This is a genomic window from Streptomyces sp. AK010 (assembly GCF_014207295.1).
GTDB lineage: Bacteria > Actinomycetota > Actinomycetes > Streptomycetales > Streptomycetaceae > Streptomyces > Streptomyces massasporeus.
The window spans coordinates 62,613-85,846 of record NZ_JACHCX010000014.1; the positions used below are offsets into that span (position 1 = coordinate 62,613).

Below are 23,234 nucleotides of genomic sequence, written 5' to 3' on the forward strand. Positions count from 1 at the left end.
ACCGTCCGAGAGCCAGCTGCTTGATCTATCGATGTCGTCCACGTTCCTCGGGCCTGGAGGCCGGCGTCGTGGCCGAGGGCTGGAGCGCCAGGGGCCGAGAGGACGCTCCCGGTGTGCTGCTTCGCTTGCGTGCTGCCTGTGCTCGCCTGTTCGGCTGGACAGTGATGCGCCAGTTGAGGACCTCGGCGGGGCGTTCGGCAGTCTCGAGTTCTCGCACGGCGGCGACTTCGGCCAAGAGACGTCGGGGGTTGTGGCCGGCGGTCTCGGCGCGGGCGAGGGTTGTGGTCAGGGCTGGCCAGGCGGGATCGGCGAGGATGCGGTCGGCCTGACCGGGGAGGGCTGTGCGTAGATCCTGCTCGAAGCGGCTGATCGTGGCGGAGCGTGGCGCGCGTCGGGTGAGATCCGCCAGGACCGGCGCGGCGGCTTCCTGGTAACCGGCCTGTAGGTGACGGAAGGCTTGCTCAGCTGCGGCGGCCTGCTGCTCGTGGCCGCGTTGTTCGTGCCACTTGGCAGCTGCCCGCGACAGGTGGAGCGCGGCGAAGATCAGGGCGATGGCGAGTCCGCCCGGATCGTGTGTGGCGTAGGCGAGTTCCTTGGCCGCTTCCCGCAGAGCGGTGGCGGCTTGATGGTCGGCCCGGATCGCCGAACGGCGGGCGCGGTTGAACACCTTTGCCGCTGCTTGTAGTTCGGCCCGATGCGGGCCATGGCTGGCGAGGGCCAGGTTGTGGAGGGTGTCGCCGAAGGCGTCCAGGTGGCCCTGGGCCACAACATCGCCACCTGAGTCGAGGACGGCGTGCGCGTGACGGATGGCGGTTTCGGTGCGGTGCCACGGCTCGGCCGGGTCCGCCACCGGTTGAGGGCGGTCGACCAGCTCCTGGGTCGGGAGGCGTTCGCGCAGACGGTTGCAGGACAGGTCGGGGGCGAGCTTTGAGCCGCCGTACCAGACCGGCTCACCGTTGGCCGTGTCGCCGGGCGCGGCCAGGCTGTAGCCGGTCACCTCGCCGGTCTCGGGGCCGATGCGCGGCCTGACCTGGATGCCGAGGGAGCGCAGCACGGTGAAGTACTCGTCGATGCTGCGTACGGCGGCGGCGACCGCGTACGCCTGCTCGCGCAGCCACTCCCGCGCGGTCTCCTCCCGGCCCTGGCGTTCCGCCTTTGCCCGCTCGGCGCCGGTCGGGGTACGCGGGGCGGTGAGGTCACCGGACTTCAGGCGGCGCAGCCCGAACTCGGCCTCGATCTTCCGGCATTCCAGCTGTGCCCGCCAGCCGTCCCGGTTCGTACGAGGGCGGCGGCCGTCGGCTCGGACGGTGGTGGCCATGATGTGGATGTGGTCGTCGGCGTGCCGGACCGCGATCCACCGGCACGCCTTCTCGTCGCCCTCGGGGGCGATGCCCGTTGCGGCGACGACGCGACGGGCGACTTCGGCCCACTCGGCGTCGGTGAGGTAGCGGTCGCCGGGCGCGGTGCGCACTGGGCAGTGCCACACATGCTGCGGCGGCTGCTTTCCGCCGAGCTCCCGGGTGCGGAGGTCGACGTGGTGGTCCAGGCGCCGGGCGAGCTGGGTGTAGGTGACCTCGGGGTCGCGGCCGGGGTCGGGGGCGCCGGCCATGTCCCAGGCGGCCACGATGTGGGGGTCGGTGTGCTCGTCGCGCCGCCCCTTTCCGAAGAGGTAGTTGATCAGGCCGAGGGTGCTGGAGCCGGTGGAGACGTCAGGCACCATGACCGGCTCCTTCCGCCAGGAGCCGGTCCATGAGTGCGTAACTGGCCTGGGCGGCCTGCTCGATGCGGTCGAGGACGGCCTCGGCGCGCTCGGGTATCGCGCCGGAGTGGATGGCTGTCGTGACCTGGTTGAGGTTGGTGCCGATCCGGTTCAGCGCCTTGGTGTGCGCTTCGATGGCTTCCACAAGCGGGCGGATGGGGTCGTCCTCTGGGCTGCCGACCATGCCCGCCTTGCCGAGCGCGACGGCGAGGGCGGCGTCGCCGACAAAGCCTGCGAACTTCTGGTGGCGCCGCTTGGCCTCGGCGTCGATGAGGCGGACTGCGGTCGGCGTGAAGCGGATCTTCTTCTCCTGGTCGCGTTTCTCGGTGGTGCGCTTGCGGTTCATTCGTGCAGGCAGTGTGGGGGCGTCGGGCTCACGCCACGAGGGCTGCTCAACGGCGGCGGGCGGTTGACGGGCAGACGGCTCGGCGAGTGGGGTGTTGGAGTCGGTGACGGGCTGCTCGGCGTTGTCGGCGGGAGACGCGGTGCGGGGGTCGTTCACCCCCTCCTCAGGCTCGGGCGCCCGCTGGCGCCCGGCCCCCTCTCCCTCCGCCACCCCAGAGGCGGGGGCAAGCGCGGACGAAGCCTCTTTAGGGGCTCGTTCGCTCCAGCTTGCTGCTGTTCGTCGGTTCCGGCTGAACCAACCCCAGCGGCGGGACGAAGAGGAGTTCGTGTCGTTCTCGGTGTGCATGGTGGTGCTCCGAAGGAGAGGGGGGATCGGGCTGTGTCACGTCCGTCGCATCCGTCGCATGCCTGGTCAACACAGGTACGGAGACGCGGGCAGGTACGGAGAACTCCGTCCCGGCGAGAGAGTCCGTCCCCGCGCTGACCTGCGCGGGGACGGATGCGACGGAGTTATACGGACCCCGGTGGGATCAGAGAGCGCGCTTCGGTCCGGCGGGGCCACCGGGCGGGCCGACAGGCAGCGTCCCCGCCGGGGCGGCGGGCGGCCTGCCCTGCGGCATGTGGGCGGGGGCGGCGCCGCGTTCGGACTCGGGTGCCGCCTCGACGAGGTCAGGGCAGTTGCGGGCCCAGGCGTCCAGGAACCGGTTGCGCATGTACGCCTTGGCCTGCCTGCCCTTGTCGAACCGGTAGTTGGCCGGGCTGATGTTGAAGTCCCGCAGCAGGTTGCTCAGGTGGTACGCGTTCAGCCCTTTGGTGCCGTACTCCGCCCACGGGGCCTCAGCGTCCTGGAGCAGCGAGGCGACCAGATCCTGAGTGGCCAGGGCCTCGGGGTTGTCCGCCTGCGCGAAGATGCGGTGGATGTCGCGCAGGAGCCGCGTCTTCAGGCTGCTCTGCTCGTCCTGGGCCGCCTCGTGGCGGGTCATGGCCAAGCAGGCGGCACGAGCCTGGGCGGGCCATTGGCCGCCTGCCAGGTCGGCGATGATGACCAGCGGCTCCCAGGTGTCCGCCGCCCGGTCTTCCACCGGCATCTGCGGCACCATTCGGGCAGCCTGCCCGCGCAGGGGACCCAGCCAGGCGGTCAGCCGGTCACGCAGCGCGTTGAGTTCCGGCACCGAATACCGGGAGCGGAACGGGGTGACCTTCTCGCCCGGCTTACGCTTCTGCATCCGCAGAACGACCGCCCGATCCATGACCGTGTCCGGCAGGTCGCCGATACCCGCAATGGCAGCCATGGCGAAGGTGGGGAACGGGGTCGGTTTGTGATCCGGACCGGAGATCCGCCACGCGGGCCGGTTGCGCTGGTGCCCGGCATTCAGCAGGCCGCGCAGGATCTCACTGTCACCGCTCGCCTTGGGGCCGAAGATGGTGTCTGCCTCGTCCACCAGCAGGGTGGGAGGGTTCTTGCCGATGACCCGGAAGATGACCGCCGGGGAGGTGTTCACCGTCATCATCGGCTGGTACACGGTCTCGTGGAGCACGTCCAGAACCCGGGACTTGCCGCACCCCTTCGTCGGGCTCACCACCGCCAGACGCGGAGCATGCTGCAGAGCCGTCTGGATGTGCGTGGCCGCCACCCACAAAGTGACAGCGGTCAGCGCCTCCTCGTTGGGCAGTACCACGTACTTGCCGATCGCTGCCCGCAACTCGTCCAGCAGCGCGACCCCGTCAGCGGCTACCTGAGCACCGGCGCCTTCATGGCCGCCGGCGCGTGTCCCGCCATCGGTGGCTGCGATCTCCTGTTGGTCGGTCGGCTCCCCGGGGACGTCGGTCCCCGGCGACAGGTGACGGCCGGTGTCCCGGTCCCCACTGCGGTCCCCTGGTGCAACTCCAGAGTCTTGGGGACCGGTCCCCGTTGGCGTGCCGATGCCACTGACCTGCACATCTCCAACGGAAGTGGATATGGGGACCGTGGTTCGCGCCGACAGGGGACGGGATGCGTCGAGGGGACGGTCCCCTGATACCGCATCAGCAGAATGCTCGTCCCCGCGGCGTCCGGGGACGCCTTGGCCGGGGACCGCGACCTCGGGCCAGTTGACCTTGGGGACCGTGTTCGGGTTGGTGGGGGACGTAGAGTCCTCCATAGACGTTCCTCTCAGACGAGGGGCAGGACGGGCAAGGTCCAGCCCCTCGTCGGCTTGTTCGTTCAGGGATGGGCGGTGTGCGGGGGACTCTCCGGCCTTCGGCGTTGGCGCGCCGAGGGCCGTTTCCGTGTCCCGGGCCTCCGGCGGCTCAGGAGGCCAGACCCCACTCGTCTCGGCCCTCGCTCAGGGCCCGCTCGTAGCGCAGCAGCTCGGCCTCGGGGTACAGCACCCGCTTGCCGATCTTGATGCCGCGCGGGCCCTTCTCGATCTGGCGCCAGTAGCGGACGGTGCTCTCCGCTGTCCGGTAGCGCTCGGCGACCTCGGCGGTGGTCAGATATCGCATGCATTCCCAATCGACTAGGCAGCAATCCGGTCTGCATAGGTTGTACTCGACGATCGCCGGTTAACCAAATCGGCAAGGGTATGTTTCAATTGGGATAGTGATGGTCATGATGGAGGTCCGATGACAGGCGACAAGGCTGACGGCGGTGAGGTGCCGCTGCTCTACAGCGAGGGCAACATCGCCGCGCGGGTGGCGCTGGAGCGCGAGGTCAGAGGGTGGAGCACGATCGAGCTGGCAGACCGGGTGTCCAAGGCCGGCGTCAAGATGAACCAGACCGCCGTCTGGCGCATCGAGAACGGCACCCCACGCCGCCGCATCAACGTCGACGAGGCGCTCGCTTTCGCCCGCGTCTTCGAACTGCCCCTCGAAGAGCTGATGTCCCCGCCCCTGGAGGGCTTGGACCTCGACAGCAGACGGCTCGTCCAGGAAGCCGTCGAGGCGTACTACGAGACCCGCGATGCCGAAGACCGCCTACACCACGCCGTCGTCGGCATCGCCGAGCACATCCAGGACCACCCCGACAGCTCTCGGGCCATCCACGAACAGTGCCTTCGCCTCATGGGCGAGGAGCGCGACGCCCGCACCCTCACCGAGTACATCGAGGGCGGCGGCTACTACCGATAACCAACCCAAGGGAGAAGCCACTTGGCCAACATCCAAAAGCGCCCCAACGGCAAATGGCGGGCCCGCTACCGCGACCTCGACGGCAAGGAGCACGCCCGCCACTTCGACCGCAAGCTTGACGCCCAGCGCTGGCTCGACGAGGTCACTACCAGCATCGTCACGGGTCAGTACGTCGATCCCCGCGCCGGACGGACCACGTTCGAGACGTACGCGAAGAAGTGGGAGGAGTCACTCATCGCCAGCGAGGCGGGCGAGCGCATCACCGACAACGCGCTGCGGCTGCACCTCGTCCCGGCGCTCGGCTCCCGCGCCATGGCGGCGATACGCCGCAACGACCTCCAGGTGCTCTTCAAGAGCCTGTCCGAGCTACTCGGCCCCGGTAGCGTGCGCAACGTCTACGACGTCCTCGTACGCCTCATGACCGCAGCCGTCGAGGACAAGGTCATCGCGGTCAGCCCGTGCCGCCGGATCACCCTCCCGCCCGTGCCGGACGAGGAGGTCGCCCCGCCCACGGTCGCCCAGGTCGAGGCCATGGCCCGTGTTATGCCGCCGTACATTCGCGCAGCGATCGTCACGCTCGCCGGATCAGGCTTGCGAATAGGCGAGTTGCTCGGCCTGAAGGTGTCGGACATCGACTTCAAGGCCGGCGCCATCCGCGTCGAGCGGCAGCGCCTCCAGTCCGGGAAGATCGGCCCGCCGAAGACCGCCAAGTCCCGGCGTACCGTCCCAGTCGGTGAGGTGGTCACAGACGCCCTCCTCACGCACCTCGCCGCACGCCCCTCCAAGGAGTGGCTGTTCACGATGGAGGAGGGAGAGCCGCTCAACTACCGCCGCTGGAAGACGGAGTGGAACTGCGCCCGCAGGACCCTCCAGGCAGCGGAGAACGCGACGGCCGACCGCGAGGGCCGCAAGCCAGTCGAGCTGCCGCACATGGTGACCCACGACCTGCGCCACTTCTACGCCTCCGCCCTCATCGCCGGCGGAGCGAGCGTCAAGCAGGTCCAGCTGGTCCTCGGCCACGCGTCCGCTGTCATCACGCTGCGGATCTACGCCCACCTGTGGCCGGGCGAAGAAGACCGCACCCGGACCGTCATGGACGCCGTGCTCGGCGGCCTGCGGACCGGGTGCGGACAGGTAGGCGATGCGACCTGCGTAACCGCAGGTCAGACGGCCTATCCATAGATCAAGCCTTCTTGGTCTCCCAGAAGATCTTGTCGATCTGGGCGATGTAGTCCAGCGCCTTCTGACCGGTCGCCGGGTCGGTCGAACCCTTGGCGGCCGAGAGGGCCTTCAGGGCGTCGTTGACCAGCTGGTGCAGCTCCGGGTACTTCTCGAAGTGCGGGGGCTTGAAGTAGTCGCTCCAGAGCACCGAGACGTGGTGCTTCGCGAGCTCGGCGCGCTGCTCCTTGATGACGGTGGCGCGCGCCTGGAAGTGCGGGTCGTCGTTGGCGGCCATCTTCTCCTGCACGGCCTTCACCGACTCCGCCTCGATGCGGGCCTGGGCGGGGTCGTACACACCGCAGGGAAGGTCGCAGTGGGCACTGACCTTGACCTTGGGGGCAAACAGGCGGGAAAGCATGGAGCATTCCTTCCTCGTGATCGTCTTCTCACAGGGGACATTACTCCGTGAGGGATGGCTTTTCGCGGGTGCCCCCATGGGCTTAGGACAAAAGTCCGGGGTGAGACTGAGACTGGTGGAGGAAGAACCGGGGAGGTGCCGGGTGATGCCGGAGCTGTCGCAGGAGTCCGAGCGGGGGAGGCCGGCCCCGCCCTTCGGGGTGGCCGAGGTGACCGGGCCGTCCATGGTGCCCACGCTGCACCACGGGGACCGGCTCCTGGTGCATTACGGCGCCCGGATCCGGCCCGGGGACGTCGTCGTGCTGCGGCACCCCTTCCAGCAGGACCTGCTGGTCGTCAAGCGGGTCGCCCAGCGGCGCGAGAGCGGCTGGTGGGTGCTGGGGGACAACGCGTATGCCGGCGGAGACAGCACCGACTACGGCGTCGTGCCCGACGACCTGGTGCTGGGGCGGGTCCGGTTCCGCTACCGGCCGCGCAGGCCGGACCGGCTCTCGCCCTGGGCGCTGCTCGGCTGGGCGCTGTCGGCGGCCAGGCCCGTCTTCTCGGGCAGGTCGGGCCGGGCGGCCTCCAGGCGTTTGCGGGCGCGGTAGGCGGCCACGTTGGCCCGGGTCGCGCAGCGGTCGGAGCAGTAGCGCCGGGAGCGGTTGGTGGAGGTGTCGAGGTAGGCGTTGCGGCAGGGCGCGGCCTCGCACAGACCGAGGCGGTCCGCGCCGTGCTCGGTCAGGTGGAACGCCAGACCCATCGCCGCGATCGCCGCGTAGCCCGCGGTGGCGTTCGACGGGTGGTCCGCCAGGTGCATGTGCCACAGGGGGCGGCCGTCGTCGTCACGGAAGTCGTGCCCCGAGATCTGCGGGCTCACCGGGAACTCCAGCAGCAGCGAGTTCAGCAGGTCGACGGCGAGCCTCTCGTCGCCCGAGTCGGCGGCCTCGAAGACGGCGCGCAGCCGGGCCCGGACCGCGCGGAAGCGGGTCACGTCCGCGTCGGTGGCGCGGCGGGCCGCCGACTGGCTGGGCCCGAACAGATCGCGGACGGCCTCGACCGACGTCAGGGCGTCCGTGCCCCGGGCCGGTTCCTCGGTGTTGACGAGGCGCACGGCATAGTCCGAGTAATAGGCCAGTTCCACTTGTAGTCCTTACGGAGGGGCTTTGTCGTCGGGGGCGTGCACTTGTAACAGCTGGTGGTGGTTCCAGGCTATTACGAGGGAGGGGTTCGATGACGGACGCCGACATCACGACGGCCACCGCCGACTGGCATGCCTGGCAGGAGAGCTGGGACCGGCGGCAGGAGGTACCTGCCCGACCGCGAGAAGCGGTTCCGGATCATGCTCGGTGGGGGTCCCCTCATGCCTTTCGGGCTATGCTGGAGGTCGAGGCCCTCGTGGGCACCGCCCCGCGCGTCCTCGACCTCGCCTGCGGCACGGGCAGCATCACCGTCCGGCTGCTCGCCCGCTTCCCGGACGCCACCAGCACCGGCGTCGACCTCGACACGGCGCTCCTCGCCGTCGCCGAGGGCACCTTCGCGGGCGACGACCGGGTCCGTCTGGACACCGCCGACCTCAAGGACCCCGACTGGCCGGCGAAGCTGCCGTACGACGCGTACGACGCCGTCCTGACCGCGACGGCCCTGCACTGGCTGCACCGGGAACCCCTCGCGGACCTCTACGGCCAGGTCGCGGGACTCGTCCGCGACGGCGGTGTCTTCATGAACGCGGACCACATGATCGACGAGACGACGCCCCGGATCAACGCGGCGGAGCCGGCGCAGCGGCACACCCGCATGGATCAGGCCAAGCGGGACGGCATCCTCGACTGGGCGGAGTGGTGGCAGCTCGCGGCGAAGGACCCGGTTCTCGCCGGGCCAACCGCCCGGCGCTACGAGATCTACGGCGAGCACGCCGACGGCGACATGCCCTCGGTCCAGTGGCACGCGCGCCTGCTGCGCGAGAAGGGGTTCGGCGAGGCCAGGCCCGTGTGGTGCTCGCCCTCGGACACCCTGCTGCCGGCCGTGATGCAGCGCGCACGAAGGGGGCGGTACGGAGATCCCGTACCGCCCCCTCGCCGTGCGTACCGTCAGAGCACCTTGGACAGGAACGACTTCGTCCGCTCGTGCTGCGGGTTCGTCAGCACCTCGCGCGGGTGACCGGATTCGACCACCACACCGCCGTCCATGAAGACCAGGCTGTCGCCCACCTCGCGGGCGAAGCCCATCTCGTGGGTGACGACGATCATCGTCATGCCGGACTCGGCCAGGTCGCGCATGACGTCCAGGACGTCACCCACCAGCTCCGGGTCCAGCGCCGAGGTCGGCTCGTCGAACAGCATCAGCTTCGGGTCCATGGCGAGCGCCCGGGCGATGGCGACGCGCTGCTGCTGACCACCGGAGAGCTGGGAGGGGTAGTTGCCCGCCTTGTCGGCCAGGCCCACCCGGTCCAGCAGTTCCAGGGCGCGCTCGCGGGCCTTGCCCCTGCTCACACCCTTGACCTGGACCGGCGCCTCCATGACGTTCTCCACGGACGTCATGTGCGGGAACAGGTTGAAGCGCTGGAAGACCATGCCGATGTCCCGGCGCTTGACCGCGACCTCGCTGTCCTTCAGCTCGTAGAGCTTGTCGCCCTTCTGCCGGTAGCCGACCAGATCGCCGTCGACGTACAGACGGCCGGCGTTGATCTTCTCCAGGTGGTTGATGCACCTGAGGAAGGTCGACTTGCCGGAGCCGGAGGGGCCGATGAGGCAGAACACCTCGCCGGACTTCACCTCCAGGTCGATCCCCTTGAGGACCTCTACGGGACCGAAGGACTTGTGAACGCCCTCGGCCTTGACCATGGCGGTCATGCCTTGCCTCCCGTCGGCTTGGAGCGGCTGGACAGGGAGAGCACGTTCGCCCTGATCTTCTGGAACGGCGTGGCCGGCAGCGACCGGCTCGAACCACGGGCGTAGTACCGCTCCAGGTAGTACTGGCCGACGCTGAAGACCGACGTCATCAGCAGGTACCAGGCCGCCGCCAGGAACAGCATCTCGGCCGGGGCACCGGAGGTCTGGCCGATGTCCTGGGCCGCGCGCAGCAACTCGGGATACTGGACGACCGAGACCAGCGAGGTCGTCTTCAGCATGTTGATGACCTCGTTGCCCGTCGGCGGCACGATCACGCGCATCGCCTGCGGGATGACGATCCGGCGCAGCGTCTTGGAGTGGCTCATGCCCAGCGCGTGCGACGCCTCGGTCTGGCCCTCGTCGACCGAGAGCAGACCGGCCCGGCAGATCTCCGCCATGTACGCGGCCTCGTTGAGGCCGAGGCCCAGCAGCGCCGTCAGGAACGGGGTCATGAAGTCCGACCACTCGTCCTTGTAGAACGGCCCGAGGTTGATGTACTCGAAGACCAGGCCCAGGTTGAACCAGACGATCAGCTGCACCAGGACCGGGGTGCCGCGGAAGAACCAGATGTAGAACCACGCGATCGACGAGGTCACCGGGTTCTTCGACAGGCGCATCACGGCGAGCATGACGCCGCCCACGATGCCGATCACCATGGACAGCACGGTCAGCAGGAGCGTCTTGCCGACGCCGTCCAGGATGCGGTCGTCGAAGAAGTAGTCCGGGATCGCACCCCAGTTGATCTTGCCCTGGGAGAACGCGTAGACGACCCCGCCCAGCAGGGCGATGGCGACGACGGCGGACACGTACCGCCCGTAGTGCCGGACCGGGATGGCCTTGATGGCCTCCGGTCCGGCCGGGGGCGTGTCGGCCGGCGTCTTGTCGATGTCAACAGTCACGGGTGTTGCCTTTCAGTGCCGCTGCGCTGCGGTCACTTGCCGCCGTTGATGGTGGCCGCGTCGATGGAGCCGTCCGTGACGCCCCACTTCTTCATGATCTTCTCGTACTCGCCGTTCTCGATGATGGCGTCGAGCGCGGCCTTCAGCGCGTCCCGCAGCTCCGTCTGGTTCTTGGCGACCGCGATGCCGTACGGGGCGGCCTCGACCTGCTCGCCGACCAGCTGGAAGTCCTTGCCGCCGCCGGAGGTCTTCACCGCGTACGCGGCGACCGGGAAGTCGGACGAGCCGGCGTCGGCGCCGCCCGCGCGCAGACGGGTCTGGGCCTGCTGGTCGTTGTCGAAGGCCTCGATGGCGATCTTCTTGCCGGCCGGGCACTTCTTCGACTCGGCCTTGGCGAGGTCCTCGGAGACCGTGCCGCGCTGCAGCACGATCTTCTTGCCGCACAGGTCCTGCCAGGTCTTGATGCCCTGGTCGTCGCCCTTCTTGGTGTAGATCGACACACCGGCGGTGAAGTAGTCCACGAAGTCGACGCCCTCGCCGACCTTCTTGCCGGTGTCGGAGTCGATGCCCTCCTGGCGGTCCTTGGTGTCGGTCATCGCGGACATGGCGATGTCGTACCGCTTGGAGCGCAGACCCGTGATCAGCGTGTCGAACGTGCCGTTCTCGAACTGGAAGTCGACCCCGAGCTGCTTGCCCATGGCGGCGGCGAGGTCCGGGTCGATGCCGACGACCTTGCCGGAGCCGTCCTTGAACTCGACCGGGGCGTAGGCGATGTCGGAGCCGACCTTGATGACACCCTTGTCCCGGATCGCCTGCGGCAGCTTGTCGGCGAGCGGGGCCGAGGCCGCGGTGTCGCTGGAGCCGGTGTCCTTGGTCTGGTCACCGCATCCGGTGAGCATCAGTGCGCCTGCGACCGCGATCGCACCGACCGCTGCTAGCCGGGAGTGCGCGGCGGTCGTACGACGGGTGGTGCTTGCGGTCATGGTGGGTTCCTCCGGCGGATGGGTGGAGTTGCCGATGGGGCGGGCCGTCGCCGATGGGTTCGGCACGGCCGCGGCATGCCGAAGGGTTCGGCAGTGCCGTGGGTCGACGAGAGCACACCTCTTCGAGTGTCGCGACCTCGTGTGATTACGGCATCTTGCCATTCGGACTGCGCGATTCTGGGGGCCAGCCATGTCAAAATCGGATAACGGGCGACCCCCGAACCGCACCACTCCGGTACATCACGGCCGGACCTTCTACAGGAATCACCGCTTCCGGCAGGAAGATCTTCGGTAAATCCCGGGATTTCCATACGGGGGCCGCAGGCTTCGCCGATGCTTGAGTGGTTGTGGCTCGTTTGTCCAGGTCTTGTCCCGATTTTGGACGAAGCGTCAGGGCGGCGTCATGTGACCTTCGCGTTATGGACTCGTCCCCGATGCCGTCCGTCCGGTAAGAAGGGTCTTTACACCCCTCATCCGGGGCTCAGGGCGCGTGTGCGGCGCGCCCGTCGCGCACGCGCCCGTACGTATACACGTACAAGCACGACATGGGCCTGCGCGGTGCCCGCCCACCCCTCACCAGGAGTGGCCACCCTCAAAACAATGAAGATTTAAGGGGTAAAACGAAGTGGCAGCGGAGATCGTCAATCCTCGCAGCGAGAGCAAGACCGGCGATACGGAGCACGAGGGCGGTGCGGAGCCCCTCGACTCCTTCGACCCGGCGTTCGCGCTGCACCGCGGCGGCAAGATGGCTGTGCAGGCCACCGTGCCGGTCCGTGACAAGGACGACCTGTCCCTGGCGTACACGCCCGGCGTCGCGAAGGTGTGCAGCGCGATCGCGGAGCAGCCGGAGCTCGTGCACGATTACACGTGGAAGTCGTCGGTCGTGGCCGTCGTGACGGACGGTACGGCCGTGCTGGGCCTTGGTGACATCGGGCCCGAGGCCTCCCTCCCGGTGATGGAGGGCAAGGCGATTCTTTTCAAGCAGTTCGGTGGCGTGGACGCGGTTCCGATCGCCCTGGCCTGCACGGACGTCGACGAGATCGTCGAGACCGTGGTGCGGCTCGCGCCGTCGTTCGGCGGCGTCAACCTGGAGGACATCTCGGCGCCCCGGTGCTTCGAGGTCGAGCGCAGGCTCCAGGAGCGGCTGGACATCCCGGTCTTCCATGACGACCAGCACGGAACGGCCGTGGTGACGCTAGCCGCCCTGCGGAACGCCGCGCGGCTGAGCGGGCGGGCGCTGGGGGAGCTGCGGGCCGTCATCTCCGGCGCCGGTGCGGCGGGTGTCGCCATCGCCAAGATGCTGGTCGAGGCCGGGATCGGGGATGTCGCGGTGGCCGACCGCAAGGGTGTCGTGTCGGCGGACCGGGACGACCTCACTGCGGTGAAGCAGGAGCTGGCCGGGTTCACGAACAAGGCCGGGATCACCGGGTCGCTGGAAGCGGCGCTGGAGGGGGCCGATGTGTTCATCGGCGTCTCCGGTGGCACGGTCGCGGAGTCCGCGGTGGCGACGATGGCCAAGGGCGCGTTCGTCTTCGCCATGGCGAACCCGAACCCCGAGGTGCATCCCGAGGTCGCGCACAAGTACGCGGCGGTCGTCGCGACCGGGCGGTCGGACTTCCCGAACCAGATCAACAACGTGCTGGCGTTCCCCGGGATCTTCGCGGGGGCGCTGCAGGTGCGGGCCTCCCGGATCACCGAGGGGATGAAGCTGGCCGCCGCGGAGGCGCTGGCCGCCGTGGTCGGGGACGATCTCGCCGCCGACTACGTCATTCCGTCGCCGTTCGACGAGCGGGTCGCGCCGGCGGTCACGGCCGCGGTGGCGGCGGCTGCTCGGGCCGAGGGTGTGGCGCGGCGCTGACGTCGGTGCCGGCATTGGTGTGATGTGGCCCCGCCGGATCCGGCGGGGCCACATTTTTGCGTTCGGGTGGGGCTGTTCGGGTGGTGCGTCTGCATGCTGCGGGCTGTGGGGGTGCGCGTCTTCGCCTGACCGCTGGGTGGGGGTCGGGGCCGCGCCGGGGGGTGTCCGTCCTCGGAACGGCGCGATGGACCTCGATACCGACTGACTGGCGTTGACGCGCCAACCGCTGCGGGCGGACACCCCCCGACACGGCCCCTTCTCGCCGTACGCGGGTGCGGGAGCGTCCCGCCCAACGTCGCAGGCGTGCGGCTCAGGCGGGCCTCAGCAACACCGGCGCCCACCTGGCAAGAGGGCGTGTCTCACAGGGGTGGATGGTTCCTTCGGTTCCTCGGGGAACCTATCGTCAAGGTCATGTTCGCTGTCTACGCCGTCCGAATCGACCGCGACCAGCCGCTGTCCGGCCTGGAGTTGGGAGAGCGTCCCGCTCCCGAGGCCCGTCCCGGCTGGAGTACCGTCACGGTCAAGGCCGCCTCCCTCAACCACCACGACCTCTGGTCCCTGCGGGGCGTGGGCCTCGCAGAGGACAAGCTGCCGATGATCCTCGGCTGTGACGCCGCCGGCGTCGACGAGGACGGCAACGAAGTCGTCCTGCACTCCGTGATCGGACAGAGCGGGCACGGGGTCGGCCCGAAGGAACCCCGGTCCATCCTCACCGAGCGCTACCAGGGCACCTTCGCCGAGCGCGTCGCCGTGCCGACCTGGAACATCCTGCCCAAGCCCAAGGAACTCTCCTTCGCGGAAGCGGCTTGTCTGCCCACGGCGTGGCTGACCGCGTACCGGATGCTGTTCACCAACGCGGGGGTACGGCCCGGGGACTCCGTGCTGGTGCAGGGTGCCGGTGGTGGTGTCGCCACGGCGGCCATCGTGCTGGGAAAGGCCGCGGGGCTCCGGGTCTTCGCCACCAGCCGGGACGAGGCCAAGCGGAAGCGTGCCCTGGAGCTCGGGGCCGTCGAGGCCCTGGAGTCCGGGGCGCGGCTGCCGCAGCGGGTCGACGCCGTGATCGAGACCGTCGGGGCCGCCACCTGGTCCCATTCCGTGAAGTCGCTCAAGCCGGGCGGCACGCTGGTCATCTCCGGTGCCACCAGTGGCGACCGGCCCTCCCACGCGGAGCTGACCCGGATCTTCTTCCTGGAGCTCAAGGTCGTCGGGTCCACGATGGGCACCAAGGACGAGCTGGAGGACCTGCTCGCGTTCTGTGCCACCACCGGGGTGCGGCCCGTCATCGACGAGGTCATGCCGATGGACCGGGCGCGAGAGGGCTTCGAACGGCTGGCTTCGGGTGAGCAGTTCGGGAAGGTCGTGCTGACGAATCCCTGAGCTTGCTCGAGGTGCGCTGACGGTCGGTCCGGGGTGGGCCGGCCGTTTTCGTGTGTCAACTGTGGTTGACGCGGGCCATGTGTCAACGTAGGTTGACGGTATGACCGAAGCGACCGATCTGGCCGAGCGTGCGGGTGACCGTGACCCACGGGTCGGCCTACGGGCCGTCGCCGCGCTGCGTCGGCTGCTGGAGCAGTTGGAAGCCGTACAAGTGCGCAATGCGCGCAATCAGGGCTGGTCGTGGCAGGAGATCGCCACCGAACTCGGTGTGAGCAGGCAGGCCGTGCACAAGAAGTACGGGAGGCATTGATGCTCGAGCGGTTCACCAAAGACGCCCGGGGTGTGGTGAAGAGCGCTTACGCGCATGTGGAGGGGGGCGGTGGAGGCGGGGGGTGCGTGGAGCCTGAGCACCTGCTGCGGGCTCTGCTGGACAGGGAGGGCAGTCGTGGGTCCTTCGCGCTCGCCGCTCTCGGGCTCGGTGAGGGACGGGAGTCCGTGCGCGAGGCGCTGCGTGAGGCGCGGCGGCGGGCCGGGCTGACGCAGGCCGAGACCGATGCGCTCGCCGGGCTGGGGATCGACGTGGAGGAGATCGTCGCCCGCGTGGAGGAGGCACACGGGGTCGGCGCCCTGGCCGGTGACCGGAAGGACAAGCGGTGGTGGTCGGGGCGCACCTCCTTCGGCCGGGGGGGCCAAGGACGTGCTGGAGCGCTCCCTGAGGGTCGCCCTCGCCCAGCGGGACCGTCACATCGGGGACGAGCACATCCTGCTGGCCCTGACCCTGTGCCCCGGTGTGCCGGCCGAGGTCCTCGCCGACCACGGGGTGACGCACGAGTCCCTGGTGCGGGTGCTGTACGGCAGTGGTGGCGAGGCCAAGGCCGGGTGAAGGGCAGGGCCGAGGCCCCTGTGGGCGTCTACTTCTTCTGCGTGCGCAGCAGTGCTCCTATCTGGGCCGCCGCCGTCGACAGGTGGCGGCGGGCGTCGCGCAGCTGGTCGGGGGTGACGCCGTGGTCGCGGGCCGCGTCACGGATGTCGTCCCGGAAGCGGTCGAGCAGACGGTCCAGGTCGCGGGCCGGGTCGCCGGTGGAGTCTGCGGCGTCCTCGTGCGCCCAGGCCGGTTCGTAGGCGGCTGGGAAGCCCTCCGGGGGCTCTGAGGGTGCCGGCTCGGGGGCGGGCCTGCCGGTGCCGGTCCAGTCGAAGCCGAGGTCCTTGCCGAAGTCCTTGCCGTAGTCCTTGCCGAACTCGCCCACCTCCTTGACCAGTTCGGTCAAGCCCTCGCGCAGGCCCGTCGGCCAGTCGCCGCGGGCGAAGTGGTCCTGCACCTGCTCCTGGACGCGGCGGGTGATGCGCTGCACCTGCTCCTGGGCCTGGACCCGGGCCTGCTCCTGGGCCTCTTTCGCCTGGCGGCGGGCACGCTGGGCGTCCTCGCGGGCGCGACGGCTCTCGTCCTTGGCGCGCCGGGCCTGCTCCTTCCACTCCTGCCGGGCGCGGCGCATCTCCTCCTTGGCGATGCGCCAGGCCTCCTTGTCGCCGTACTGCGAGAAGTCGCCGTACGGGGTGCCTGTCGTGCCGTCGGCCCTGGTGCCGGTGCCCCGGCGGGCCTCGGTCGCCGCGGCGCGCATCTCGCGGCGCAGGTCGCCGGCTGCTCCACGCACGTCGGCCTGGATCTCCGCGGCCAGTTCCGCGACCGACTCCCGGATCTCCAGCTCCAGGTCGGCCAGCTCGCCGCTGCGGTCGGCCAGCTCGGCGCGGCCCGCGTCCGTGATCGAGTAGACCTTGCGGCCGCCCTCGGTGGTGTGGGTGACCAGGCCCTCGGCCTCCAGCTTGGCCAGGCGCGGGTAGACCGTGCCCGCCGATGGTGCGTACAGCCCCTGGAAGCGCTCCTCGAGGAGGCGGATCACCTCGTAGCCGTGGCGGGGGGCCTCGTCCAGCAGCTTCAGCAGGTAGAGGCGGAGGCGGCCGTGGGCGAAGACGGGGGGCATGTCAGAGCACCTTCTTGTCGGTCGTGCCGTCGGCCGAGGTGGTGGTGGGGTCATCGCCCGGGCCGGAGACGGAATTGTCTCCCGAGCCGCCCTGGGGGTCGCTCCCCGGGGCTGCCGACGCGCCGCCGGCGGCGGGCGGGACGTCCTCTCGCTCATCGGGGTCGTCCTCTCGGGTCGGGCGGCGCAGCAGGGCGATCGAGCCGGAGACGGTGGTGGCCCGCAGTTTGCCGGTGCCCGCGCCGAGGCGGCCCGTGATCTTGTGGGCACCCCACTGGCCGTGCACCCGCAGGCCGTCGAAGGCGTTGGAGACGGAGCCGCTCGCCGTGTTGGCCTCGACCTCCGCGTCCGCCGGGTACGGCAGCCGGATCGCGATCTCACCCGAGACGCTGGTCAGCCGGACGTCCGTCGGGCCGTTCGGGTCGAGGTCGACGATCATCGAGCCGCTGACCGAATCCGCCCGCACGGACGGCCCGGAGCCCTCGACCACCGTGAGGTCGCCGGAGACCGAGTTGAACCGCAGGTCGCCGGTCACGTCCTGGGCCTCCAGGCTGCCGGAGACCGTGTCGGCGCGGACCGGGCCGGAGAGGCCCACGAGCGTCGTGTCGCCGGTGACGCCCTTCACCACCGCCGGGCCCTGGATCCCGGAGACCACGGCGGCCGCGCCGACCACGCCCACCTCCACGCGGGTGCCGGCCGGGACGGTCAGGGAGACCACCGCGCTGCGGCGCCAGCCCTTGTGGTCCAGCCACTTGAGGAAGCCCTTCCAGGGCAGGTCCTCGTAGGCCACCGTCAGGACGCCGTCCTGCTGGGTCACCACCAGGGGTGGCCCCTCGATCTCGGAGATCTCCAGGCGGGCGGAACCTTCGTCGGTGCCCACCACGTTCACCGTTCCGTTGACGAGGCGTACGTGCAGATCGCTCACGGGCTCGTCGAAGGTGAGCTTGCTCGGTTCCGTGACGGACCACTCGGACATGGTGCAGACCTCCCCGCTTCGACGCGCCATATCGCGTCCTCTCGTATTCACGATATATCGCGGTCCGGGAAAGTCAAGACACCCGTTCTGGGGGTGAGTAGGCGGATAAAAGTACTCAGAATCAGGTGATTCGCCCTAGCGTGTGAGCATGCCGACGGAAGCTGACCGCACCGGTCCCGCGTCTGGGGCGCTGCTGCTGTGCCGGGCGGCGCCCGCATCCGTCGCCCCCGTCGCCCACCTGTTGCGCGAACCGATGCGGCTCACGCGCGCGGGCGACGAATGGAGCGTTCTCGTCCCTGAGGGCAGGCCCTGGCGGGACGGCGCCGAGCCCGTCGACCGGGTGGTCACGGGCTGGACCACGGCCCTCGCCGTCGGCGCGCCCTGGCCTGTCCTCGCCCTGTGGTGGGACCCCGACCACGCGGGATTCATCTTCGCGTCCGGCTTCCGCCGCCCGGTCGGATTCGTGTGGCTCGCGAGCGGCGTCCCGGTGGGGGAGGACGAGGCGATGCGCGCGTTCGCCGCCCGCCTGGGCCTCGACCCCGTCCTGGAGGTGCAGGCTCTCGACCGGCTGTCCACACCCGACTCGGCGGCCGACGCACGCGCCCGCCTGCGCGGCCTGCTCGCGGTCCTCACGGGCGTGGGTGTCGCCCTGCCCGCCGAACTCGCCCCGGGCGAACCCGCCGACCGCCTCCTGGAGGCCGCCGCCGGACGGCCGGACAGCCTGCCCGTCGAGTGGCCGGGCTGGCGCGGGGCGGTCGCCGAACGCGACACCGAGGACCACAGCCGACTCGGCCCCTGGATGCCCTGGACGGGCGGCCCCAGGGCCCGCGCCCTGGCCTTGGCACAGGTGGCGGCGGGCCTGCCGCTCCTGGTACAGGGCCTGCGGCGGCGGGGTGGCGGCTGGGCCACGGCCGGAGCCCTGCTCCTCGCGCACGGCGCACTGGGGCTGACCTACGCCCTCACGCACCCCCGCGACTGACACCGTCCGGCGCGGGGGACGGCGGGCGGCGACGCGTCCCCTGCTCGTCGCCTTGTGGGGCGGCCGGGCGGGGCCGTGTCCTGTGCTTGTCGCCTTGTGGGGCGGCGGGCGGGGCCGCGTCCTCTACTCCTCGCCGTGTGGGACGGTCGACGGCACCGCGGCGCCTATACGTCGCCGTTGGGACGACCGGCGACACCGCGTCGTCGGCTCGTCGCCGCGCGGGGCAACCGACGCCGACGCGACCCCTACTCATCGTCCTCGTCGTCCAACCGCGCCAGCCACGTGGCCAGCCGCTCCACCGGTACCTCGAAGTCGGGATTGAGATCGACGAACGTCCGCAGCTGTTCGGCGAGCCACTCGAAGGTGACTTCCTCCTCGCCGCGCCGCTTCTCCAGTTCCTCGATGCCACGGTCCGTGAAGTACATGCCCCCAAGGATAAGTGCGCGCAAACGGCCGGGCCGCACCCCCGATAGTGGGGATGCGGCCCGGCCGTACAGGACGCGCGAGGGCGACTTACGCCTCGAACACCTCACGCACCAGCTGCTCCTGCTCCGCCTGGTGCCGCTTCGCGGAACCCACCGCCGGGGACGAACCGTGCGGGCGGGAGATGCGCCGCAGTCGCTCGCCGTGCGGGACGTCCGCGCCGACCGCCAGGTCCAGGTGGTCGATCAGGTTGAGCGCGATGAACGGCCAGGCACCCTGGTTCGCCGGCTCCTCCTGGGCCCACAGGTACTTCTCGGCGTTCGGGTACTTCTTGATCTCCGCCTGGAGCTCGGTACCCGGCAGCGGGTACAGGCGCTCGATGCGGATGATCGCCGTGTCCGTCACGCCGCGCTTCTGACGCTCCGCCTCGAGGTCGTAGTAGACCTTGCCGGCGCAGAAGACGACCTTCTTGACCGCGGCCGCGTCCACCGTCGTGTCGCCGATGACCGGCTGGAACTGGCCCGTCGTGAACTCCTCCGCCTTGGCCGCCGCGGCCTTCAGGCGCAGCATCGACTTCGGCGTGAAGACCACCAGCGGCTTGTGGTGCGGGTTGTGCACCTGCCACCGCAGGAGGTGGAAGTAGTTCGACGGCGACGTCGGCATGGCGACCGTCATGTTGTTCTGCGCGCACATCTGGAGGAAGCGCTCCGGGCGGGCCGAGGAGTGGTCCGGGCCCTGGCCCTCGTAGCCGTGCGGCAGGAGCAGGACGACACCGGAGGTCTGCGCCCACTTCTGCTCGGCCGACGAGATGAACTCGTCCACGACCGTCTGCGCGCCGTTGACGAAGTCGCCGAACTGCGCCTCCCACATCACGAGCGCCTCGGGGCGGGCCAGCGAGTAGCCGTACTCGAAGCCCATCGCCGCGTACTCGGAGAGGAGGGAGTTGTAGACGTTGAGCCGCGCCTGGTCCTCGGAGAGGTACTGCAGCGGCGTGTACTCCTCGCCGGTGCTGCGGTCGATGATGACCGCGTGGCGCTGGCCGAACGTACCGCGCTGCGAGTCCTGGCCGGCCAGGCGGACCGGGACGCCCTCCAGCAGGAGGGAGCCGACCGCGAGGGTCTCGCCCATGCCCCAGTCGATGGTGCCGTCCTCGACCATCGACGCCCGGCGCTGCAGCTGCGGCAGCAGACGCGGGTGGACGGTGATGTGGTCGGGGATGTTGACCTGGGACTCGGCGATCCGCTTGACGACCTCCGTGGTCACCGCGGTGTTCACGGCGACCGGGAACTCGGCCTGCGGGTCCGTGGACTCGACCGCGCCCGGCTGGGACGTGGCCTCACGGACCTCCGTGAAGACCTTCTCCAGCTGGCCCTGGTAGTCCTGCAGCGCCTGCTCGGCCTCTTCCAGGGTGATGTCGCCGCGACCGATGAGGGACTCGGTGTAGAGCTTGCGCACCGAGCGCTTCTTGTCGATCAGGTCGTACATCAGCGGCTGGGTGAAGGCCGGGTTGTCCGACTCGTTGTGACCGCGGCGGCGGTAGCAGATGAGGTCGATCACCACGTCCTTGTTGAACGCCTGGCGGAACTCGAAGGCCAGACGGGCCACACGGACCACGGCCTCCGGGTCGTCGCCGTTCACATGGAAGATCGGGGCCTCGATCATGCGGGCCACGTCCGTCGCGTACATGGAGGAACGCGAGGATTCGGGGGCCGCGGTGAAGCCGACCTGGTTGTTGATGACGATGTGGACCGTGCCGCCGGTGCGGTAGCCGCGCAGCTGCGACATGTTCAGGGTCTCGGCCACCACGCCCTGGCCCGCGAAGGCCGCGTCGCCGTGGATCGCCACCGGCAGGACGGTGAAGTCCGTGCCGCCCTTGTTGATGATGTCCTGCTTGGCGCGCGAGACGCCCTCCAGGACCGGGTCCACCGCCTCCAGGTGCGAGGGGTTCGCGACCAGGGAGACCGCGATCTGCTCGCCGTCGAGACCGGTGAAGGTGCCCTCGGCGCCCAGGTGGTACTTCACGTCGCCGGAGCCGTGCATCGACTTCGGGTCGAGGTTGCCCTCGAACTCGCGGAAGATCTGCGCGTACGACTTGCCGACGATGTTGGCGAGGACGTTCAGGCGGCCGCGGTGGGCCATGCCGATGACGACCTCGTCCAGGCGGGACTCGGCGGCCGAGTCCAGCACCGCGTCCAGCAGCGGGATGACGGACTCGCCGCCCTCCAGGGAGAAGCGCTTCTGGCCGACGTACTTCGTCTGCAGGAAGGTCTCGAAGGCTTCCGCCGCGTTCAGCCGGCGCAGGATGCGCAGCTGCTCCTCGCGCTCCGGCTTGGTGTGCGGGCGCTCCACGCGGTCCTGGATCCACTTGCGCTGCTTCGGGTCCTGGATGTGCATGAACTCGATGCCGGTGGTGCGGCAGTACGAGTCGCGCAGGACGCCGAGGATGTCGCGCAGCTTCATCATCGACTTGCCGGCGAAGCCGCCGACGGCGAACTCGCGCTCCAGGTCCCAGAGCGTGAGGCCGTGCTCGGTGATGTCCAGGTCGGGGTGCTTGCGCTGCTGGTACTCCAGCGGGTCGGTGTCGGCCATGACGTGGCCGCGGACCCGGTAGGAGTGGATCAGCTCGAAGACGCGGGCGGCCTTCGTGACGTCGTCGTCGTGCGACGCGTCGATGTCCTTGAGCCAGCGGACCGGCTCGTAGGGGATGCGCAGCGCCTCGAAGACGTCGTCGTAGAAGCCGTTCTCACCGAGGAGGAGGTTCGCGACGATCCGCAGGAACTCGCCGGAGGCGGCGCCCTGGATGACCCGGTGGTCGTAGGTCGACGTGAGGGTCATGACCTTCGAGATGCCGAGCTTGTTCAGCGTGTCCTGGGAGGTGCCCTGGAACTCGGCCGGGTAGTCCATGGAACCGACGCCCATGATCACCGACTGGCCGGGCATCAGGCGCGGCACGGAGTGCACGGTGCCGAGGCCGCCGGGGTTGGTCAGGGAGACCGTCACACCGGTGAAGTCGTCCATGCCCAGCTTGCCGTCGCGGGCGCGGCGGACGATGTCCTCGTAGGCCTGCCAGAACTCGAAGAAGTTCAGCGTCTCGGCCTTCTTGATGCCCGCGACCACGAGCTGGCGGTCGCCGTTGGGCTTGACCAGGTCGATCGCGAGGCCGAAGTTGACGTGCTCCGGCTTGACCAGGGTCGGCTTGCCGTCCTTCTCAGCGAAGGAGTGGTTCATCGACGGCATGGCCTTGATGGCCTGCACCATGGCGTAGCCGATCAGGTGCGTGAAGGAGATCTTCCCGCCCCGGGCGCGCTTCAGGTGGTTGTTGATGACGATGCGGTTGTCGAAGAGCAGCTTCACCGGGACCGCGCGCACGGACGTGGCCGTGGGCACCTCCAGGGAGGCGTTCATGTTCTTCGCGACCGCGGCGGCGGGGCCGCGCAGGACGACCTGCTCGGGGCCCGAGGGGGCCTCACCGGCGGGCTCGGCCTTCTTCGCGGCGGCCGGCTTGGCGGCGGGCTTGGCGGCGGGCTTCGCGGCCGGGGCGGCCTGCGCCGGAGCGGGGGCCTGGGCCGGTGCCTGTGCGGCGGGCTTCGCCTGGGCCGGAGCCGGGGCGGGAGCCGGCGCGGCGGCGGGCTTGTCGGCCGCCGGGGCGGGGGCCTGGGCGGGAGCGGCCTGAGCGGCCGCCTGAGCGGTGGTGGTCCCCGCGGCCCCCGCGGCCGCGGTACCCGCCGGAGCCGAGGCGGCGGCCGCCCCTGGCTTGTAGTCGGCGAAGAAGTCCCACCAGGCTCGGTCTACCGAATTCGGGTCCTGGAGGTACTGCTGATAGATCTCGTCGACGAGCCACTCGTTGGCACCGAACGACGCGGCAGGGTTCTTCCCCGCTTGGTCGGTGTCGGTCGAGATGCTCGAGTTACTGGGGGACTGTGGCGACACGGCGGCAACCGCCCTCTTCCGCTTCACAAGATGATGGACAGCGGGAATCAAGGCTACGCCCCCTGGACGGGGAAGGTCAGGTCGGGCCGGTGCAACGTCGTGCAAGTCACATCTTGAACTGTGTTTCGGGGCTTGAAATGGCGGGAAACAAGCGTGGTTCCGCTTCAGGAGGG

Annotated in this window: 19 protein-coding genes and 3 pseudogenes; 9 read left to right on the forward strand and 13 right to left on the reverse strand. The window is 69.8% G+C overall.

Annotation, left to right across the window (positions count from 1 at the left end):
• Positions 1 to 25: 25 nt before the first annotated feature.
• From HDC93_RS25150 to HDC93_RS25165, 4 genes are all read right to left on the reverse strand, one after another.
• Entirely contained in the window at positions 26 to 1,720 is a 1,695-nt protein-coding gene (locus tag HDC93_RS25150; protein WP_185013111.1) for a relaxase/mobilization nuclease domain-containing protein, read from the reverse strand.
• Entirely contained in the window at positions 1,710 to 2,315 is a 606-nt protein-coding gene (locus HDC93_RS25155) for a hypothetical protein (RefSeq protein ID WP_185013233.1), read from the reverse strand. The genes HDC93_RS25150 and HDC93_RS25155 overlap by 11 nt, the downstream gene beginning before the upstream one ends.
• Positions 2,316 to 2,634: 319 nt before the next feature.
• Positions 2,635 to 3,807 (reverse strand): DUF3631 domain-containing protein, encoded by a 1,173-nt coding sequence (locus HDC93_RS25160; protein ID WP_185013112.1) that lies wholly within the window; start codon positions 3,805 to 3,807, stop codon positions 2,635 to 2,637.
• Between the two features lie 586 nt (positions 3,808 to 4,393).
• On the reverse strand, positions 4,394 to 4,588 hold the full coding sequence (locus HDC93_RS25165; protein ID WP_141585174.1) for an AlpA family transcriptional regulator: 195 nt from the start codon (positions 4,586 to 4,588) through the stop codon (positions 4,394 to 4,396).
• Positions 4,589 to 4,708: 120 nt separating this feature from the next.
• Between HDC93_RS25165 and HDC93_RS25170 the strand changes: the two genes are divergently transcribed.
• Both HDC93_RS25170 and HDC93_RS25175 read left to right on the forward strand, forming a co-directional pair.
• Positions 4,709 to 5,212: a helix-turn-helix domain-containing protein gene (locus HDC93_RS25170; protein ID WP_185013113.1), complete on the forward strand. Its 504-nt coding sequence runs from the start codon at positions 4,709 to 4,711 to the stop codon at positions 5,210 to 5,212.
• Positions 5,213 to 5,233: 21 nt separating this feature from the next.
• On the forward strand, positions 5,234 to 6,394 hold the full coding sequence (locus HDC93_RS25175) for a site-specific integrase (RefSeq protein ID WP_185013114.1): 1,161 nt from the start codon (positions 5,234 to 5,236) through the stop codon (positions 6,392 to 6,394).
• A 1-nt stretch (position 6,395) separates the two neighbouring features.
• On the opposite strand, the gene sodN is transcribed toward HDC93_RS25175, so the two are convergent.
• Entirely contained in the window at positions 6,396 to 6,791 is a 396-nt protein-coding gene (sodN, locus tag HDC93_RS25180) for a superoxide dismutase, Ni (protein ID WP_007491258.1), read from the reverse strand.
• Between the two features lie 223 nt (positions 6,792 to 7,014).
• Here sodN and sodX point away from each other — a divergent pair.
• A pseudogene (gene sodX / locus HDC93_RS39755) lies at positions 7,015 to 7,188 on the forward strand (nickel-type superoxide dismutase maturation protease); the annotation flags it as partial.
• A 65-nt stretch (positions 7,189 to 7,253) separates the two neighbouring features.
• Here the strand turns inward: sodX and HDC93_RS25190 are convergent.
• Entirely contained in the window at positions 7,254 to 7,913 is a 660-nt protein-coding gene (locus tag HDC93_RS25190) for a CGNR zinc finger domain-containing protein (RefSeq protein WP_311774617.1), read from the reverse strand.
• An 89-nt stretch (positions 7,914 to 8,002) separates the two neighbouring features.
• On the opposite strand from HDC93_RS25190, the pseudogene HDC93_RS25195 reads away from it, so the two are divergent.
• A pseudogene (locus HDC93_RS25195) lies at positions 8,003 to 8,797 on the forward strand (class I SAM-dependent methyltransferase); the annotation flags it as partial.
• A 62-nt stretch (positions 8,798 to 8,859) separates the two neighbouring features.
• Here the strand turns inward: HDC93_RS25195 and HDC93_RS25200 are convergent.
• Genes HDC93_RS25200 through HDC93_RS25210 form a run of 3 tightly spaced genes read right to left on the reverse strand, consistent with a single transcriptional unit; the run spans position 8,860 to position 11,542 of the window.
• Entirely contained in the window at positions 8,860 to 9,621 is a 762-nt protein-coding gene (locus HDC93_RS25200) for an amino acid ABC transporter ATP-binding protein (RefSeq protein ID WP_031103312.1), read from the reverse strand.
• Entirely contained in the window at positions 9,618 to 10,559 is a 942-nt protein-coding gene (locus HDC93_RS25205; protein WP_185013117.1) for an amino acid ABC transporter permease, read from the reverse strand. Before HDC93_RS25205 ends, HDC93_RS25200 begins: the two co-directional genes overlap by 4 nt.
• A gap of 32 nt (positions 10,560 to 10,591) precedes the next feature.
• Complete coding sequence (locus HDC93_RS25210) at positions 10,592 to 11,542, reverse strand: ABC transporter substrate-binding protein (RefSeq protein ID WP_185013118.1); 951 nt, start codon at positions 11,540 to 11,542, stop codon at positions 10,592 to 10,594.
• A gap of 625 nt (positions 11,543 to 12,167) precedes the next feature.
• Between HDC93_RS25210 and HDC93_RS25215 the strand changes: the two genes are divergently transcribed.
• The 4 genes and pseudogenes from HDC93_RS25215 (at position 12,168) to HDC93_RS25230 (ending at position 15,660) form a co-directional block, all read left to right on the forward strand.
• Complete coding sequence (locus tag HDC93_RS25215; RefSeq protein ID WP_185013119.1) at positions 12,168 to 13,400, forward strand: NADP-dependent malic enzyme; 1,233 nt, start codon at positions 12,168 to 12,170, stop codon at positions 13,398 to 13,400.
• Between the two features lie 411 nt (positions 13,401 to 13,811).
• Positions 13,812 to 14,777 (forward strand): zinc-binding dehydrogenase, encoded by a 966-nt coding sequence (locus HDC93_RS25220; protein WP_185013120.1) that lies wholly within the window; start codon positions 13,812 to 13,814, stop codon positions 14,775 to 14,777.
• Between the two features lie 100 nt (positions 14,778 to 14,877).
• Positions 14,878 to 15,087, forward strand: a complete 210-nt coding sequence (locus tag HDC93_RS25225; RefSeq protein WP_003992902.1) for an HTH domain-containing protein — start codon at positions 14,878 to 14,880, stop codon at positions 15,085 to 15,087.
• Positions 15,087 to 15,660 (forward strand): annotated as a pseudogene (locus HDC93_RS25230) (Clp protease N-terminal domain-containing protein). The gene HDC93_RS25225 and the pseudogene HDC93_RS25230 overlap by 1 nt, the downstream one beginning before the upstream one ends.
• A 28-nt stretch (positions 15,661 to 15,688) precedes the next feature.
• On the opposite strand, the gene HDC93_RS25235 reads toward HDC93_RS25230, so the two are convergent.
• Both HDC93_RS25235 and HDC93_RS25240 read right to left on the reverse strand, forming a co-directional pair.
• Positions 15,689 to 16,756, reverse strand: coding sequence for a PadR family transcriptional regulator (locus HDC93_RS25235; protein ID WP_185013121.1), 1,068 nt, complete (start codon positions 16,754 to 16,756; stop codon positions 15,689 to 15,691).
• A gap of 1 nt (position 16,757) precedes the next feature.
• Positions 16,758 to 17,729, reverse strand: coding sequence for a DUF4097 family beta strand repeat-containing protein (locus HDC93_RS25240; protein WP_185013122.1), 972 nt, complete (start codon positions 17,727 to 17,729; stop codon positions 16,758 to 16,760).
• 148 nt (positions 17,730 to 17,877) lie between these two features.
• Between HDC93_RS25240 and HDC93_RS25245 the strand changes: the two genes are divergently transcribed.
• Entirely contained in the window at positions 17,878 to 18,708 is an 831-nt protein-coding gene (locus tag HDC93_RS25245; protein WP_185013123.1) for a hypothetical protein, read from the forward strand.
• A gap of 245 nt (positions 18,709 to 18,953) precedes the next feature.
• Here the strand turns inward: HDC93_RS25245 and HDC93_RS25250 are convergent, their stop codons facing one another.
• Both HDC93_RS25250 and HDC93_RS25255 read right to left on the reverse strand, forming a co-directional pair.
• On the reverse strand, positions 18,954 to 19,133 hold the full coding sequence (locus tag HDC93_RS25250) for a DUF6104 family protein (protein ID WP_003992906.1): 180 nt from the start codon (positions 19,131 to 19,133) through the stop codon (positions 18,954 to 18,956).
• Between the two features lie 88 nt (positions 19,134 to 19,221).
• Positions 19,222 to 23,061: a multifunctional oxoglutarate decarboxylase/oxoglutarate dehydrogenase thiamine pyrophosphate-binding subunit/dihydrolipoyllysine-residue succinyltransferase subunit gene (locus HDC93_RS25255; RefSeq protein ID WP_185013124.1), complete on the reverse strand. Its 3,840-nt coding sequence runs from the start codon at positions 23,059 to 23,061 to the stop codon at positions 19,222 to 19,224.
• Positions 23,062 to 23,234: the final 173 nt, after the last annotated feature.